This is a genomic window from Embleya sp. NPDC050493 (genome assembly GCF_044458105.1).
GTDB lineage: Bacteria > Actinomycetota > Actinomycetes > Streptomycetales > Streptomycetaceae > Embleya.
On record NZ_JBITHP010000001.1, the window covers coordinates 744,024 to 760,011 of the forward strand.

Annotated in this window: 13 protein-coding genes; 2 read left to right on the forward strand and 11 right to left on the reverse strand. The window is 70.5% G+C overall.

The window, feature by feature from the left end; all coding sequences use genetic code 11:
* The first annotated feature begins 44 nt into the window (after positions 1–44).
* On the forward strand, positions 45–215 hold the full coding sequence (locus ACIBM5_RS03100; protein WP_396005063.1) for a hypothetical protein: 171 nt from the start codon (positions 45–47) through the stop codon (positions 213–215).
* Between the two features lie 63 nt (positions 216–278).
* On the opposite strand, the gene ACIBM5_RS03105 is transcribed toward ACIBM5_RS03100, so the two are convergent.
* Complete coding sequence (locus tag ACIBM5_RS03105) at positions 279–677, reverse strand: winged helix-turn-helix transcriptional regulator (protein ID WP_396005064.1); 399 nt, start codon at positions 675–677, stop codon at positions 279–281.
* A 68-nt stretch (positions 678–745) separates the two neighbouring features.
* Between ACIBM5_RS03105 and ACIBM5_RS03110 the strand changes: the two genes are divergently transcribed.
* Positions 746–1,414 (forward strand): nitroreductase family protein, encoded by a 669-nt coding sequence (locus ACIBM5_RS03110; RefSeq protein WP_396005065.1) that lies wholly within the window; start codon positions 746–748, stop codon positions 1,412–1,414.
* A 133-nt stretch (positions 1,415–1,547) separates the two neighbouring features.
* On the opposite strand, the gene ACIBM5_RS03115 is transcribed toward ACIBM5_RS03110, so the two are convergent.
* The 10 genes from ACIBM5_RS03115 to ACIBM5_RS03160 all read right to left on the reverse strand — a co-directional run bounded on the left by ACIBM5_RS03115 (position 1,548) and on the right by ACIBM5_RS03160 (position 15,821).
* Positions 1,548–2,834, reverse strand: coding sequence for a thymidine phosphorylase (locus ACIBM5_RS03115; protein WP_396005067.1), 1,287 nt, complete (start codon positions 2,832–2,834; stop codon positions 1,548–1,550).
* Positions 2,835–2,980: 146 nt separating this feature from the next.
* Positions 2,981–3,370: a cytidine deaminase gene (locus tag ACIBM5_RS03120; RefSeq protein ID WP_391585282.1), complete on the reverse strand. Its 390-nt coding sequence runs from the start codon at positions 3,368–3,370 to the stop codon at positions 2,981–2,983.
* Positions 3,371–3,374: 4 nt separating this feature from the next.
* Positions 3,375–4,691, reverse strand: coding sequence for an ABC transporter permease (locus tag ACIBM5_RS03125; RefSeq protein WP_396005069.1), 1,317 nt, complete (start codon positions 4,689–4,691; stop codon positions 3,375–3,377).
* A gap of 29 nt (positions 4,692–4,720) precedes the next feature.
* Entirely contained in the window at positions 4,721–6,049 is a 1,329-nt protein-coding gene (locus ACIBM5_RS03130; protein WP_396005071.1) for an ABC transporter permease, read from the reverse strand.
* Positions 6,046–7,668, reverse strand: a complete 1,623-nt coding sequence (locus ACIBM5_RS03135) for an ABC transporter ATP-binding protein (protein WP_396005072.1) — start codon at positions 7,666–7,668, stop codon at positions 6,046–6,048. Before ACIBM5_RS03135 ends, ACIBM5_RS03130 begins: the two co-directional genes overlap by 4 nt.
* 128 nt (positions 7,669–7,796) lie before the next feature.
* Positions 7,797–8,909 (reverse strand): BMP family protein, encoded by a 1,113-nt coding sequence (locus ACIBM5_RS03140; protein ID WP_391585286.1) that lies wholly within the window; start codon positions 8,907–8,909, stop codon positions 7,797–7,799.
* A gap of 400 nt (positions 8,910–9,309) precedes the next feature.
* On the reverse strand, positions 9,310–10,539 hold the full coding sequence (locus tag ACIBM5_RS03145) for an amidohydrolase (protein ID WP_396005073.1): 1,230 nt from the start codon (positions 10,537–10,539) through the stop codon (positions 9,310–9,312).
* Positions 10,540–10,702: 163 nt separating this feature from the next.
* The gene (gene meaB / locus ACIBM5_RS03150) at positions 10,703–11,701 is read right to left on the reverse strand and encodes a methylmalonyl Co-A mutase-associated GTPase MeaB (protein ID WP_396005074.1); all 999 of its coding nucleotides are present in this window, start codon (positions 11,699–11,701) and stop codon (positions 10,703–10,705) included.
* Complete coding sequence (gene scpA, locus ACIBM5_RS03155) at positions 11,701–13,917, reverse strand: methylmalonyl-CoA mutase (RefSeq protein ID WP_391585289.1); 2,217 nt, start codon at positions 13,915–13,917, stop codon at positions 11,701–11,703. The genes meaB and scpA overlap by 1 nt, the downstream gene beginning before the upstream one ends.
* The gene (locus ACIBM5_RS03160; RefSeq protein WP_396005075.1) at positions 13,914–15,821 is read right to left on the reverse strand and encodes a methylmalonyl-CoA mutase subunit beta; all 1,908 of its coding nucleotides are present in this window, start codon (positions 15,819–15,821) and stop codon (positions 13,914–13,916) included. The genes scpA and ACIBM5_RS03160 overlap by 4 nt, the downstream gene beginning before the upstream one ends.
* Positions 15,822–15,988: the final 167 nt, after the last annotated feature.

The following is a 15,988-nucleotide window of genomic DNA, read 5'->3' on the forward strand; positions in this document are numbered from 1 at the left end:
GGGGTCCCGATCGGGATCCCGGCCGGCCTTGGCATGCTGGGCCCATGGACGAGCAGCACGACCCGGCTCCGGGGCCGCGCCCGGGCGATCGCGACGATTTCGGCCGGGTCTACCGCCCGCACACCGTGCGCGCCGGTTGCGCGCTGCTCGGCTGCCTCCTCGTGGTCCTGGCCTCGGCCGTGCTGATCACCGCACTGATGTGGCGGGTCCGGTGACGGGTGCGGCGCCGCCCTCGGGCCCGCGGATCGCTGGGACCGGGGCCACCGGCCCGTGCCCGGTCAGTAGCCCAGGTCCGACGTGCGCTCGGCGGCGGCGATCCTGGCCCGCTCGATCTCGTTGATGTGCGTCTCGGTCCACTCGCGCAGCGCGCGGATCGGCTCGCCCAGGCTGCGACCGAGTTCGGTGAGTTCGTAGTCCACCCGAGGCGGGATGGTCGGGGTCACCGTGCGCAACACGAAGCCGTCCGCCTCCAGAGCGCGCAGGGTCTGGGTGAGCATCTTCTGCGACACCCCCTCGATCCGACGACTCAGGTCCGTGTACCGCATCGTGCCGTCCCGCAGCGCGTCCACGATCAGCACCGTCCACTTGCCGGCGATGTGGTCCAGGACCTGACGCGTGGGGCACTTGGCGCTGTAGACGTCGGCGGGAAGGCCGACCGACTCGACTATGGTCACCATGCAAGGAGAGTAGCGCACCAATTAGTGCCTACTTCCCGTTGGAGAGTGACTCTCCCAGAATTGCGGACATGAGCAACGACACTTCGATCCGCACCGCCTCGGTCGCCGAGGCCATCCGCACCCGCCGCACCGTCCGCCACTACCGCCCCGAGCCGATCCCGGCCGATGCCCTGCGGACTCTGCTCGAACTCGCCGTCGAGGCCCCCACGAGCTGGAACCTCCAGGACCGCTCGATCGTGGTGGTCACCGACGACGTGGGCCGCGCCGGCCTGATCGAGGCGACCGGCGGTCAGCCGCAGACCCGGGAGGCGCCGGTGCTGCTGGTCTTCGTCGCCGAGCCACAGGCCTGGCGCGACGAACACGCCGACGTGTACGAGCAGGCGCGCCGCAACGGGGCCTGGAACGACGCGTTCGTCACCATGTTCGCGGCGGCGGCACAGGAGTTCCAGCAGGGCCTGGCCGCGCGCGGGATGTTGCGCGAGTACGCGGTCAAGGACGCGATGATCGCCGCGACGTACGTCATGCTCGCGGCCGGCGAACTGGGCCTGGCCACGTCGCCGATGAACGGCTGGGACGAGGCTCTGGTCAAACACGCGATCGGCATCGGCGACCGCGACGACCTGGCGATCGCGCTGATCGTCGCCGTCGGTCGGCCGGCCGAGGAACGGCGCCATCCCGGCCGGCGGCCGCTGGAGCGCAACGTGTTCCAGGGCCGCTACGGCGTGCCGCGACCCTGACTTCGATCCGGCACGTCACGCCACGGGCACCGTGTTCGGCCCGTACCCCGGGAGATGGGCCGACCGCCGGGCACACCGACAGGCCCTCGACTCCCGGGTGGGAGTCGAGGGCCTGTGGGTGTGGGTCGGGCGGTCAGGCCGTCGGGCCGATCCGGTCGATCAGGATCGGGGTGGGCTCGAAGGAGGTGCCGGCCGGGGCGATGGTGACCGCGTCGGCGAGGATCTCGCTCGCGTAGTCGAACCGCTCCGGGGTGTCGGTGTGCAGGGTCATCAGCGGCTGCCCGGCGGTGACCGTGTCGCCCGGCTTGGCGTGCAGTTCGACGCCCGCGCCGGCCTGGACCTGCTCCTCCTTGCGGGCCCGGCCCGCGCCCAGGCGCCAGGCCGAGACGCCGACCGCGTACGCGTCCACGCGGGTCAGCACGCCGGACAAGGACGCCGTGACCACCTGGGTCTCGCGCGCCACCGGCAGCTTCGTGTCCGGGTCGCCGCCCTGGGCCTGGATCATCCGGCGCCACACGTCCATCGCGGAGCCATCGCGCAGCGCGTCCGCCGGGTCGATCCGGGTCTGCCCGGCCGCCGCGAGCATCTCGCGCGCCAGTGCGACGGTCAGCTCGACCACGTCCGCCGGGCCGCCGCCCGCGAGCACCTCGACCGACTCGCGGACCTCCAGCGCGTTGCCCGCCGTCAGCCCCAGCGGCGTGGACATGTCGGTCAGCAGCGCGACCGTCTTGACGCCGTGGTCCACACCCAACCGGACCATGGTGCGGGCCAGTTCGCGCGCGTTCGCCAGGTCCTTCATGAACGCGCCGGAGCCGACCTTGACGTCGAGCACCAGCGCGCCGGTGCCCTCGGCGATCTTCTTGCTCATGATCGAGCTGGCGATCAGCGGTATCGCCTCGACCGTGCCGGTCACATCGCGCAGTGCGTACAACTTCTTGTCCGCCGGCGCGAGGCCGTCGCCCGCCGCGCAGATCACCGCGCCGACGTCCTCCAGCACCCGCATCATCGCGTCGTTGGACAGCGCCGCCCGCCACCCGGGAATGGCCTCCAGCTTGTCCAGCGTGCCGCCGGTGTGCCCCAGGCCGCGGCCGGACAGCTGCGGGACGGCCACACCGCACGCGGCGACCAGCGGCGCGAGCGGCAGGGTGATCTTGTCGCCGACACCACCGGTCGAGTGCTTGTCCGCGGTCGGCCGGGACAGCGTCGAGAAGTCCATCCGCTCGCCCGAAGCTATCATCGCGTCGGTCCAGCGGTTGATCTCGGTCGCGGTCATGCCGTTGAGCAGGATGGCCATCGCGAGCGCGGACATCTGTTCGTCCGCGACCACGCCGCGCGTGTACGCGTCGACCACCCAGTCGATCTGAGCCGCCGTCAATTCACCGCGGTCCCGCTTCGTACGGATGACCGAAATCGCGTCCATGCTGTCCGTTCTCTCTTGGCCGCCGCGGCGACCTGTTCGGGTCACGAGCAATTGTCCGGCCCTGTCCGGTGGATCAGGGCACCGTCTTCCATCCCACCGGGCACCCGACGCGGGATGCGAGAACACGCCCTGGTGCCGGGCGTGCCCTAGCGAAGATCCTCGGGCCCGAAGGCGTCCGGCAGGATCTCCCGCAACGGCCGTATCCCGTGCTTGGTTTCCAGCAACATCTCGGCGCCGCCGTGCTCCCACAGCAGTTGTCGGCAGCGCCCACACGGCATCAGTACCGCACCCTCGTGGTCCACGCAGCAAAACGCCACGAGCCGACCCCCTCCGCTCGCATGTAGAGCGGACACCAGGCCGCACTCCGCGCACAGCGTGAGGCCGTACGACGCGTTCTCCACGTTGCACCCGGACACGATCCGACCGTCGTCCACCAGCGCCGAGGCGCCGACCGGATACTTCGAGTACGGCGCGTACGCCCCCCGCATCGCCGCCGTCGCCGCATCCCGCAGCGCGGGCCAATCGATCTCCGACACGCCGTCAGCCCTTCGTGTAGGGCTTGTTGGCCGCGGCCGGAGCGCGCACCTTGCCGACCAGACCGGCCACCGCGAAGATCGTCACGACGTACGGCATCATCTGCAGGAACTGGCTCGGGATCGAGGTGTTCAGCGGCTGCAGCGACGTGGCCAGCGCACTGGTGAAGCCGAACAGCAGCGCCGCGGCCACCGCGCCCAGCGGGCGCCAGCGCCCGAAGATGACCGCCGCGAGCGCGATGTAACCCGCGCCCGAGGTCATGTCCTTCGAGAAGGTGCCCACCGTGCCGATGGTCAGGAACGCACCGCCGATGCCGGCGATCGCGCCCGCCATGATCACGTTGCGGTAGCGGGTCGCGTTGACCTTGATGCCGACCGTGTCCGCCGCCGTCGGGTGCTCGCCCACCGCCCGGGCGCGCAGGCCCCAGCGGGTGTGGAACAGGCCGAGGTGCACGACCACGATCAGCGCGTACATCAGGTACACGATGATGTTCACGTCGAACAGCACCGGGCCGATCACCGGGATGTCCGCGAAACCCGGGATCCGGATGTTCTCGAACACGCCCGGGTTGTTGTACGCCTCGGGGTCCTTCTGCAACAGCTGCGTGTACAGGAAGCCGGTGATGCCGGTGACCAGCAGGTTGATCACCACACCCAGGACGACCTGCTCGACCAGGTAGCGCACCGCGAAGACCGCGAGCAGCCCGCCGATCAGCGCACCCGCGACCGCGCCCGCGGCCAGCCCCGCCCACAACGACCCGGTGACCGAGCCGGTGAGCGCGGCGGCGAACGCACCGAACAGGAACTGACCGTCGATGGCGATGTTGACCACGCCGGAGCGCTCGCCGATCACGCCCGCGAGCGCGCCGAGCACGAGCGGCACGGCGGCCAGCAAGGTGTTCTGCAGGGCGCCCGCGAAGGACATCTGCTTGCCCGCGACCGCCCACACCAGGAACGCGATCACGAACGCGATCAGGAACAGCGCGATGCTCAGCCGGATCGCCACACGCGACCGGTCCAGCACGATCCGCAGCCCGCCCGCGACCATGCACAGCACGGACATCGCGATCGCCACGGCCCGCGCGGGCAGCGACAGGTCGCCGACCTCGGTGGTGTCCCGGTTGGGCACGTTCATGCCGAAGACCGCGTCGACGCCGCTCTCGGTGCCCAGGCCGAACGCCCACAGCGCGTACAGCCCGACCAGGACGAAGCCGATGCCCGTGATCAGGGCCTTCTTGCGGGCCGCGGCCCGCACCACGTCGGCGGCCTCGCCGGTGGGGTTCACCGGGGCCTCCACGTCGGGGGCGATCACGGTGTCCGCCACCTGCGTGCCTCCTTCAGGGTTCCGCTCGCTCATGCCTGGACCCCCACGGTCTCCTTGGCGGCCAACGGCCCGCCCTCGGCACCCTTGCGGGCACCGCGCAGCCGGAAGATCGAGCGCACCAGCGGCGGCGCCGCGACGAACAGCACGATCACGGCCTGGATGACGATGACGATGTCGACCGACACGTTCGCGGACGCCTGCATCACCGAACCGCCCGCGCGCAGCGCACCGAACAGCAGTGCGGCCAGCACCGTGCCCAGCGGCTTGGTCCGGCCGAGCAACGCCACGGTGATCGCGTCGAAGCCGATGCCGGCGTCGATGCTCGGGGTCAGCGTGTGCGCCGGGTTGGTCGAGCTCATCACCTGCGAGACACCGGCGAGGCCGGCCATCGCACCGGCGATCACCATGGCCAGGATCTGCGCCCGGGCCACGCTCATGCCCGCCGTACGGGCCGCGGCCGGGTTGGAGCCCACCGCGCGCAGCTCGAAACCGAGCGTGGAGCGGTTGAGCAGCCACCAGTAGATCCCGGCTGCCAGCAGCGCCAGGACGATGCCGAAGTGGATCCGCAGGTTGTCGCCGAACAGGTTCGGCAACACCGCGTTGTCGTGCGCGTCCTTGCCGATCGGCTGCGCCTGGCCGCCGCGGCGGAAGGTGTCGGTGGTCAACAACCAGCCGAGCATGAGCACCGCGATGTGGTTGAGCATGATCGTCACGATCACCTCGTGCGCGCCGTAGCGGGCCTTGAGGACACCGGCGATGCCCGCGTACAGACCGCCGCCGATCACACCGGCCAGGATCACGAACACCAGGTGGATCACCGGCGGCAGATCGACGACGAACCCTATCCACGACGCGAATACCGCGCCGGCGATGATCTGGCCCTGCGCACCGATGTTGAACAGCCCGGTGCGGAACGCGATCGAGACCGCGAGACCGCCGAAGATCAGCGGCGTGGCCTGGGTGATGGTCTCCGAGATCGGCCGGAAGATGTCCTCGATCGAACCTTCGGAGAAGCTGTCCGGGTTCACGATCGAACCCTTGAACATCGCCGTGTAGGCGTCCGAGACCAGCGTCCAGGAGCTGGAGAGCGCCTCACCCGGGGCCGCGAAGAAGTACTTGTACTCGTCGAGCACGTCCTGGTCCGCGAGGATCATCAGGACGCCGCCGACCACCAGCGCGAGCACGATCGCCAGGAAGGTGACCACGGCCGAGTTGCCGGTGATGATCGCGTCGAGCATGGCTCGGCCGAGCGAGGGCTTGTGCGGCTCAGAGGCGCTCGCCCCGGCCGCGGTCGTCCTGGTCGGCGCCGGCTTCGCCTCGCTCGGCTCACCGGGCGTGCTCTTGTTGTCCTCGGTCACGCTGGGTCCTCCTCCCCCGGGGTTGCGTCGCTGTCGATGGTCGCGGTCTCGGCCGTCGTCCCGGTCGCGGTCTTCGCCGCGTCCGGCTCGGCGGCCGGCTTCGCCTCGGCCGAGTCCTTGCCCGGGATCACGCCGGCCATCAGCAGACCCAGGTCGCCCCGGGACGTGGTGGGCGGCACGATGTCCACGATCCGGCCCCGGTACATCACCGCGATCCGGTCGGCCAGCGCGACCACCTCGTCCAGTTCGGTGGACACGATGATCACCGGGGTGCCGACGTCGCGCTCGGCCACGATCCGCTTGTGGATGAACTCCATCGCGCCCACGTCCACCCCTCGGGTGGGCTGTGAGGCGATGAACAGCCGCAGCGGGCGCGAGAGTTCGCGCGCCACGACGACCTTTTGCTGATTGCCGCCGGACAGCGTGCCGGCCGGCGACTCGATGGTCTGCGTGCGGATGTCGAACTCCTCCACCCGCTGCCGCGCGTTGTCGCGCACCGCCCCCGGGTCGATCGACCCGCGCCGCCCGAACGGCGCCTGCGTGACCATGTCCAGGACCAGGTTCTCGGCCACCGTGAAGTCGCCGACGATGCCGTCGTGTTGGCGGTCCTCGGGCACGAAGCCCACGCCGGAGGTGAGGATCTGCCGCGGGGTCCGACCCGCGAGGTCCTGTCCGTCCAGGCTGATCTTTCCGGCGGCCGGCGTGCGCAGGCCCAGGATGGCCTGGGTCAGCTCGCTCTGGCCGTTGCCGTCCACACCCGCGATGCCCAGGATCTCGCCCTCGCGCAGGTGCAGGTCGACCCGGTCCACCACGGCCTGGCCGTTGCCGTCGAGCACGGTCAGGTCCTCGATCGCCAGGCGGACCTCGCCCGGCTGCGCCTCGTTCTTGTCGACCACCAGCTTGACCGGCCGGCCGACCATCAGCGACGCGAGCTCCTTCTCCGAGGAGGCCGGGTCCGCGGTGCCGACCACCTTGCCGCGCCGGATCACGGTGATCCGGTCGGCGACGGCCTTGACCTCTTTGAGCTTGTGCGTGATGAACACGATGGAGTGGCCGGAGGCGCGCAGCGCGCGCATCACCCGGAACAGTTCCTCGGTCTCCTGCGGAGTGAGCACCGCGGTGGGCTCGTCCAGGATCAGCACCTTGGCGTCGCGCACCAGCGCCTTGAGGATCTCCACCCGCTGTTGCAGACCGACGGGGAGGTCCTCGACCAGCATGTCCGGGTCGACCTTGAGGCCGTACTCGTCCACGAGGTCGAGCACCTTCTTGCGGGCCCGACGGCGGTCCAGCCAGCCCAGCGGCTTGGTCTCCTCGTGCCCGAGCATGACGTTCTCGGCGACGGTGAAGACCGGGACCAGCATGAAGTGTTGGTGGACCATGCCGATGCCCGCGTCGATCGCGTCACCGGCGGTCCGGAACCTGCGGGGGGTGCCGTCGACGACGATCTCGCCCTCACTGGGCTCGTAGAGCCCGTAGAGCACGTTCATCAGAGTCGACTTGCCGGCACCGTTCTCACCGAGAAGGCAGTGGATCTCCCCCGGCTCGACGGTCAGGTCGATGTGGTCGTTGGCGACCAGCGACCCGAACCGTTTCGTGATTCCGCGCAGTTCGAGCTTCAACGCGGAGACCTCCTCGGCTACGCCCCCCGCAAGGGGCCGCTACGGGTTCGACCCGGGTCCCCGCGGGGCCCGGGCGGTACGGACACGGGCGCCGTGGAATCTGCTTCCACGGCGCCCGATCGGGTGGGTCAGCTCTTCGGCTGGTTCTTCGAGGTGATCTTGATCTTGCCGCTGACGATGTCGGCCTTGACCGCGGTCAGCTCGGACTTCAGGTCGGCGGGAACCTTCGAGTCGAAGTCGTGGAACGGCGCCAGGCCGACCCCGTTGTTGGCCAGCGTGCCGATCGTGGACTTGGTGGTGAACTGGTTGTTCGCCGCGGCCTTGACCGCGTTGAACACCTGGGCCTTGATGTCCTTGGTCACCGTGGACAGGAACACCGTCTTGTACTGCGCGGCGCTCTCGTAGCCGTCCTGGTCGACCCAGATGACGCTGGCCTTGCCGCCGCTCTTCTGCACCGCGGAGGCCGCACCGAGACCGGTCTGACCGGCGACCGGCATGATCACGTCGGCGCCCTGGGCGATGAAGTCGTTGGCGATCCGCTCACCGTCGGCCGGCGAGTCGAACTTGCCCGCGAGCGAGCCGTCGCCCTTGACGTCGTCCCAACCGATGACCTGGACGTTCTTGCCCTTGGTCTGGTTGTAGTACTTGACGCCCTGGACGTAGCCGTCCATGAACACGGTGACCGGCGGGATCGGCAGCGCGCCGAAGGTGGCGACCTTGCCGCTCTTGGAGTAGCCCGCGGCGAGGTAGCCGCCGAGGAAGCCCGCCTCGGCCGTGTTGAACTGCAGGCCCTGCACGTTCGGCTCGATGCTGGAGGAGTCGACGATCGCGAACTTCTGGTCCTTGTGCGCCGAGGCGGCGGCCTTGGTCGCGTCGGCCATCAGGCCGCCGACCGCGATGATCAGACCGCACTTGTCGTTCACGAGGCTGTTGAGGTTCGGAACGTAGTCGTTCTCGGTCTTCGAGGTGATGTACTTCACGTCGACGCCGAGCTCCGACTTGGCCTGCTGCAGGCCCGCCCACGAGGAGGCGTTGAAGGAGCGGTCGTCGATGCCGCCGGTGTCCGTCACCATGCAGGCCTTGAAGTCGATCTTGGCGGCCTGCGAGCCGCCCGGTGTGGCACTGCTGCCCGAATCCGACTTCTTGTCGTCGTCCTTGGGCTTGCTACCGCACGCGGCGGTGGCAGTAAGGGCGAGAGTGACGCCGACCGCAGCTGCGGTCACCTTGGATACCCGGCGCACGGGTGTCTCCTTCCGATGAGCGCCCCTTCGGGCGCTGCTCCCAGATGCAGACTCTGACGCGCTTGGTTCCCTGGTAAACGCGCGTAGACCTGCTAGCCGTCGGAGAGCATACCTAGTAAAAGAATATGAGCGACAAAAACCGTGAATCGCCACCGCAACACGCCCCGTTAGCCCGGCCGAGTAGCCGGAGCCGAGACGGGTCGGCGCGGAACCGGGCAGTCCGCGACATGACAAGACGGAAAAGACCCGGTGCCGCACGAGATCGAACGGCACCGGGTCGGAACATTACAGACTCACGAACGCCTGAGGAACGGGGACCGGGGTCGCGATGGTTAACAGTTCCGCATACGTCCCATCTCGGCGTCCCCACCCGCACGGCACGCACCGGGCCCGACCGGGGTCAGCGTGGGGGCCGCAGCGCCAGCCCGACGAACAGCTCGACGCCGATGCCGATCGACCGCTCGTCGACGTCGAACTGCCCCTGGTGCAAGTCGTATACGGGGTGTCCGACGGGTCGCACGCCGAGCCGGGTGAGCTCGCCGGGGACCTGGTCCAGGAACCACGAGAAGTCCTCGCCGCCCAGGCTCTGCTCGGTGCTCTCGACCGCACTCGCGCCCAGCACGTCGGTCGCGACCGCGCGCATCCCGGCGACCGCGTCCGGGTCGTTGACCACGGGCGGAACGCCGCGGTGGTGTTCGAGCTCCCACTTGGCGCCGTAGGTCGAGGCGATCGCGTCCACCAACTCGTGCATCAGATCCGGGGCCTGCCGCCACGCCTCCAGGTCCAGGCAGCGCAGTGTGCCCTCCAGCTCGCCGTACTGCGGGATCACGTTCGGCGCGGAGCCGGACTGGATCCGCCCCCACACCAGGCTGGCGCCCGAGCGCGGGTCGATCCGCCGGGAGAACGCCGAGGGCAGCTCCGAGGCGACCTTGGCCAGCGCGGTGACCAGGTCGGTGGTGCGGTGCGGCCGGGCGGTGTGGCCGCCCGCGCCGGTGAGCGTGATCACCACGCGGTCGCAGGCCGAGGTGATCGCGCCGGCGCGCAGTCCGACCCGGCCGACCTCGACCTTGGGATCGCAGTGGATCGCGTGGATCTCGCCGACGCCGGTCAGCCCGCCGGCCTTGATCACGTCCAGCGCGCCGCCGGGCAACTTCTCCTCGGCGGGCTGGAAGATCAGCCGGACCGGCCGCGACAACAGCCCCTCGCGCGCGAATTCGGCCAGCACCAGAGCCGTGCCCAGCACGATCGAGGTGTGCACGTCGTGGCCGCAGGCATGCGCGCGACCGGGCACGGTCGAGCGGTAGGACACGTCCTTGACGTCGTCCACCGGCAGTGCGTCGATGTCGCCGCGGAACGCGATCAGGTCGTCGCCGGCGACCCGGCCGCCGGGCGACGCCCGCTCGGGTCTGATGTCGCACACCAGACCCGTCCCGGGCAGTAGCCGCGGGCGCAGACCCGCACGCACCAGCCGTTCCCGGATGAGCCCGGTGGTACGGAACTCCTCCCGACCCAGCTCTGGGTGCATGTGCAGGTCGCGCCGAAAGGCGACCAGCTCGTCGGCGAAAGCCGCGGCTTTGGCGGCGGCCTGGGCGTGGAGGGATTCGCTCACCCACGCAAGAGTACGTTGCATCGGTCTTCGCGACGTGGTAGGGAGCGAATTACCCCCGTTCGGGTGAGAAAAAAGCCCCCCGCCGGCGCATGCGCTACGGCCGGTAGGGGTATGACTGTGCGCTCGTTCCCGCAATGGACGACTTCCGCGCGCTCGGCCCCGTATCAACCAAGCGTCCGATTGATCAGGACTCCCCTTGCCGCCCATGGAACGCGTCCAGAATGCGAGACGCGGCGAGCGTCGCGGTGAGACTGCCGTCCCGGACGTCGCGTTCGAGGCCGGGCACGATAGCCCGCACCGCGGGGTGCCCGCGCAACTCGGCCAGCAGCGAGTCTTGCACCGTCGCCCACGTCCAGTCGACCTGCTGTCGACGCCGGAGTTCGGCCAACTCGCCGGTCGCCTCCAGGGTCCGCCGATGCTTGAGGATGGTGTCCCAGACCTCGTCCAGGCCCTCCCCGGACAGGCCGGAGCAGGTCAGCACCGGCGTCGTCCAGGACTCCCCGGCCCGGCGCATCAGCCGCAGCGCGCCCGCCAGTTCGCGGGCCGCCCGGCGGGCGGCGAGCGCGTACTCGCCGTCCGCCTTGTTCACCGCGACCACGTCGGCCAGCTCCAGGACGCCCTTCTTGATGCCCTGGAGCTGGTCGCCGGTGCGCGCGAGGGTCAGGAACAGGAAGCAGTCGACCATGTTCGCCACGGTGGTCTCGGACTGACCCACGCCGACCGTCTCCACGAGCACCACGTCGTGGCCGGCCGCCTCCATCAACACGATCGACTCGCGGGTCGCCCGCGCCACGCCGCCCAGCGTGCCCGCGGTCGGCGAGGGGCGGACGAACGCGTTGTCGTCCACGGCGAGCCGACCCATCCGGGTCTTGTCGCCCAGAATGCTGCCGCCGTGCCGGGAGGAGGACGGGTCCACCGCGAGCACCGCCACCCGGTGCCCCTCGCCGGTCAGCCGGGTGCCCAGCGTCTCGATGAAGGTGGACTTGCCCACACCGGGCACGCCGGTGATGCCCACCCGGTGGGCACCGCCGGCGTGCGGCAACAGCTTGACCAGCAGCTCCTGCGCGAGGTCGCGGTGGTCGGCCCGGGTGGACTCGACCAGCGTGACCGCCCGGGCCAGGATCGTCCGGTTGCCCGCGAGCACGCCCTCGGCGTACGCGCCGACGTCGATCACGCGTGCCATCAGTCGACCGGCAGCTCGTGGTCCAACTGCTTGTACAGGCCCTTGAGCAGGTCCACCGCGGCATCCGCGATCACCGTGCCGGGCGGGAAGACCGCCGTGGCGCCCATGTCGAGCAGCGGCTGCACGTCGGCGGGCGGGATCACCCCGCCGACCACGACCATGATCTCCCCGGCGTCCAGCGCGGCGAGCTCCTGACGCAGCGCCGGGACCAGGGTGAGGTGACCGGCCGCGAGCGAGGAGACGCCGACCACGTGCACGTCCGCCTCGACCGCCTGTCGGGCCACCTCGCCCGGCGTCTGGAACAGCGCGCCCACGTCCACGTCGAAGCCGAGGTCGGCAAAGGCGGTGGCGATCACCTTCTGCCCCCGGTCGTGGCCGTCCTGGCCCATCTTGGCCACCAGGATGCGCGGCCGCCGACCCTCCGCTTCCTCGAACCGGGCGACCAGCGAGCGGGCCGTCTCCACGTTCGGCGACATGCCCACCTCTTCCCGGTAGACCCCGGTCAGCGTGCGGATCTGCGCCTGGTGGCGCCCGTACGCCGACTCCAGCGCGTCGGAGATCTCGCCGACGGTGGCCTTGGCCCGCGCGGCGTCCACGGCGAGCGCGAGCAGGTTGTGTTCCAGATCGCGCGGCCGGGTGCCCTCGACGTCGGCCTGCGCCGCGCCGGACAGCGCGGCCAGCGCACGGCGCACCGCGTCGTCGTCGCGCTCCTCGCGCAACCTGCGCAGCTTGTCCAACTGGCCCTCGCGGACCGCCTTGTTGTCGATCTTGAGCACGTCGATCGCCTCGTCGCTGGCGACCAGGTACTTGTTCACGCCGATCACCGACTGCCGGCCCGAGTCGATCCGGGCCTGGGTCCGCGCCGCCGCCTCCTCGATCCGCAGCTTGGGCAGACCCTCGGCGATCGCCGACGCCATGCCGCCGGCCCGCTCGGCTTCGGCGATGTGCTCGCGGGCGCGCACCGCGAGGTCGTGGGTGAGCCGCTCGATGTAGGCCGAACCGCCCCACGGGTCGATCACGTCGCACGTGCCGGACTCCTGCTGGAGCAGCAGCTGGGTGTTGCGCGCGATCCGGGCGGAGAAGTCGGTCGGCAGCGCGAGCGCCTCGTCCAGCGCGTTGGTGTGCAGCGACTGGGTGTGCCCCTGGGTCGAGGCCATCGCCTCCAGGCAGGTGCGCACCACGTTGTTGAACACGTCCTGCGCGGTCAGCGACCAGCCCGAGGTCTGCGAGTGCGTGCGCAGCGAGAAGGACTTGGGGTTCTTCGCGCCGAACGACTTCACGATGTCGGCCCACAGCAGGCGCGCGGCGCGCAGCTTGGCGACCTCCATGAAGAAGTTCATCCCGATCGCCCAGAAGAACGACAGGCGCGGCGCGAAGGCGTCGATGTCCAGGCCCGCCGCGACCCCGGCGCGCAGGTACTCGATGCCGTCCGCGAGCGTGTACGCCAGCTCCAGGTCGGCCGTGGCCCCGGCCTCCTGGATGTGGTAGCCGGAGATCGAGATCGAGTTGAACTTCGGCATCTTCTGCGATGTGTACGCGAAGATGTCGGAGATGATCGACATCGAGGGCTTGGGCGGATAGATGTAGGTGTTGCGGACCATGAACTCCTTGAGGACGTCGTTCTGGATCGTCCCCGTCAGGTGTTCCGGTGCCACCCCCTGCTCCTCCGCCGCGACGATGTAGAGCGCGAGCACGGGCAGCACCGCGCCGTTCATCGTCATCGAGACCGACATCCGGTCCAGCGGGATGCCGTCGAAGAGCTGGCGCATGTCGTAGATCGAGTCGATCGCGACACCCGCCATGCCCACGTCGCCGGTCACCCGCGGGTGGTCCGAGTCGTAGCCGCGGTGCGTGGCCAGGTCGAACGCGATCGACAGGCCCTTCTGGCCGGCCGCCAGGTTGCGCCGGTAGAAGGCGTTCGACTCCTCCGCGGTGGAGAAGCCCGCGTACTGGCGGATCGTCCACGGCTGGTTGACGTACATCGTCGGGTACGGACCGCGCAGGAACGGCGTGATGCCCGGGTAGGTGCCCAGGAAGTCGAGCCCCTCCAGGTCCTCCTCGGTGTACAGCGCCTTGAGCGGGATGCCCTCGGGAGTGTCGTGGGTCAGCGCGTCCGCGTCCTTGCCGGTCTCCTCGCGCACGGCGTCCCGCCACGCGTCGAGGTCACCGGACGCGGGCGCGTCGAGCTCGACCTGGGTGAAGTCGGGAATGCTCATTTCGCCCCCTCCGGGGATTCCGCCAGGGTCTCGTACGTGGCGTGCAGGACGGCGAGCGCGTCGCACCCGGTGTACACGTACCCGTCCAGGTCGGCTCCGTGCGCCTTTTGGCCCGCGAGCAGGATCCGGCGGGCGCCGGCCGCGCGCAGTGCCGCGGCGACCGGTGCCGCCAGGGTCGCGTACACCTTCTCCGAGGAGGCGAGCACGACGGTCGCCGGCCGGCCGGCCGCCGTCCACCGCTCCAGGATCTGCTCGACCGCACCCTCGTCCACCGCGGTGATGCCCGCTTCGACGGCGGCGATGCCACCGGCGGCGAACAGGTTGCCGGCGAAGCCGGCCCGCGCGGTGTACTGCGCGAGCGGGCCCAACGTGGCCAGGAACACACTCGGACGCGCGCCGGAGGCGGCGAGCAGTGCGTCCGAGCGGTCGCGCAGCGTCTCGTACGGCTCGGCGTAGCGCACCCGGGGCAGCCCGGCCGCGGAGACCGGGACGTCGGGCGCGGGTTCGCGCACGACGGGCGCCTCGGTCAGGTTGGGGAACTCGCTGACGCCGGTGATCGGGTCGGTGCGATCGGCGATGTCCTTGTCCCGCCTGGCCCGCACCTCGGCCAGTTGCCCGGCCAGCCAGCCCGAGTCGAGCACCGCGACGATCCCGCCGCGCCGCTCGATCTCCTGGAAGAACGCCCAGCCGGTGCGCGCGAGGTCGTCGGTGAGCTGCTCGACGAACCACGAGCCGCCGGCCGGGTCGATCACCTGCGCGAGGTGCGACTCCTCCAGGAGCAGTGCCTGCGTGTTGCGGGCGATCCGCCGGGAGAACGGGTCGGACAGGCCGATCGCGGCGTCGAAGGCGCGCACGGTGATCGCGTCGGCGCCGCCGACGCCGGCCGCGAAGGAGGCAACCGTGGTGCGCAGCATGTTGACCCAGGGGTCGCGCCGGGTGGTCATCGCCCACGAGGTCAGCGCGTGCTGGCGCTGGGCACCGGCCGCCGCCGAGGCGCCGGACGCCTGGGCCACCCGGGCCCACAACCGGCGGGCCGCGCGCAGCTTGGCGATGGTCGGGAACTGTTCGGCGGTGGCCGCGAAGCGGAATTCGAGCAGGCCCAGTGCGGTGTCCACGTCGAGTCCGGCATCGGTCAGCGCGCGCAGGTACGCGACGCCGGCCGCGGTGGCGGCGCCCAGTTCCTGGCCTTCCGAGCCGCCCGCCTCGTGGTACGGCTGCCCGTCCACGGCGATCGCCTGCAGAGCCGGGAACTGCGCGTGCACCCGGGCCGCGAGTTCGGCGGCGGCGGCCGGGTCGGCGCCCGCCCCGGTGCGCGCGTGGTGCGAGATCGGGTCGGCGCCCGTGTTGCCGCGCAGTTCGCCGGGGGCGACGCCGCTCGCCCGGAACACCGCGAGCAGTGCGTCGCCGGCCGCGACGAAGTCGGCGCCGGTGGTCAGGGCCACCGGCGCCAGGTCGAGCAGCACCCCGTCGAGCGCGCGGGCCAGGTCGTCCGGCGCCAACGCGCCGTCACCCACCTGCAGGAAGACCGAGGTGACGCCGTTCTCCAGATCGGCGAGCACGCTCTCGTTGGCCCGGGCCGGATCACGGTCGGCGTGCAACTGGCGCACGTCCCAACCGTCCGCGGCGTGTCCGGCCGCGCGCGAGCCCCGGACGAACGGGCTCAGCCCGGGTAGGCCCGGCCGGGCGGCCGCCTCCGTGTACAGCGGGGACAGCTTGATGCCGTCGTAGGTAGTGGTCGCGAGCAGGTCTTCGGGGCGCTCGGGCGCGTCGTTCTCGCCCAGCACCTTCGATTTGCGGAGCACGCCGGCCACGAGGCGCTGCCATTGTTCCCGCGTGGGCTGCGGGAACTGGCTCGCGAAGGTGGACCCGGTAGACGTGCCGCCATCGACAGTAGCCTCCGTCATGGGTCGCATCGTAGGGACCGACGGGGCCGATGAATACGCACTGCCGATGTGATGCCGGCCCTACCCGTCGGTCACGTCTGTGAGCAGGGGCTTCGTGCTTGCCCCGAGCTTTCGTCCGCAAGCGTGGCGCTTTCACCCGTACGGGTGCTGACGGGGCGTCAGTATTT

Excerpts from the sequence above, each read along its gene's own strand:
- ACIBM5_RS03100 (WP_396005063.1), top strand. The coding sequence starts at position 45 with ATGGACGAGCAGCACGACCCGGCTCCGGGGCCGCGCCCGGGCGATCGC.
- ACIBM5_RS03105 (WP_396005064.1), bottom strand. The coding sequence starts at position 677 with ATGGTGACCATAGTCGAGTCGGTCGGCCTTCCCGCCGACGTCTACAGC.
- ACIBM5_RS03110 (WP_396005065.1), top strand. The coding sequence starts at position 746 with ATGAGCAACGACACTTCGATCCGCACCGCCTCGGTCGCCGAGGCCATC.
- ACIBM5_RS03115 (WP_396005067.1), bottom strand. The coding sequence starts at position 2,834 with ATGGACGCGATTTCGGTCATCCGTACGAAGCGGGACCGCGGTGAATTG.
- ACIBM5_RS03145 (WP_396005073.1), bottom strand. The coding sequence starts at position 10,539 with ATGCAACGTACTCTTGCGTGGGTGAGCGAATCCCTCCACGCCCAGGCC.
- meaB (WP_396005074.1), bottom strand. The coding sequence starts at position 11,701 with ATGGCACGCGTGATCGACGTCGGCGCGTACGCCGAGGGCGTGCTCGCG.
- scpA (WP_391585289.1), bottom strand. The coding sequence starts at position 13,917 with ATGAGCATTCCCGACTTCACCCAGGTCGAGCTCGACGCGCCCGCGTCC.
- ACIBM5_RS03160 (WP_396005075.1), bottom strand. The coding sequence starts at position 15,821 with ATGACGGAGGCTACTGTCGATGGCGGCACGTCTACCGGGTCCACCTTC.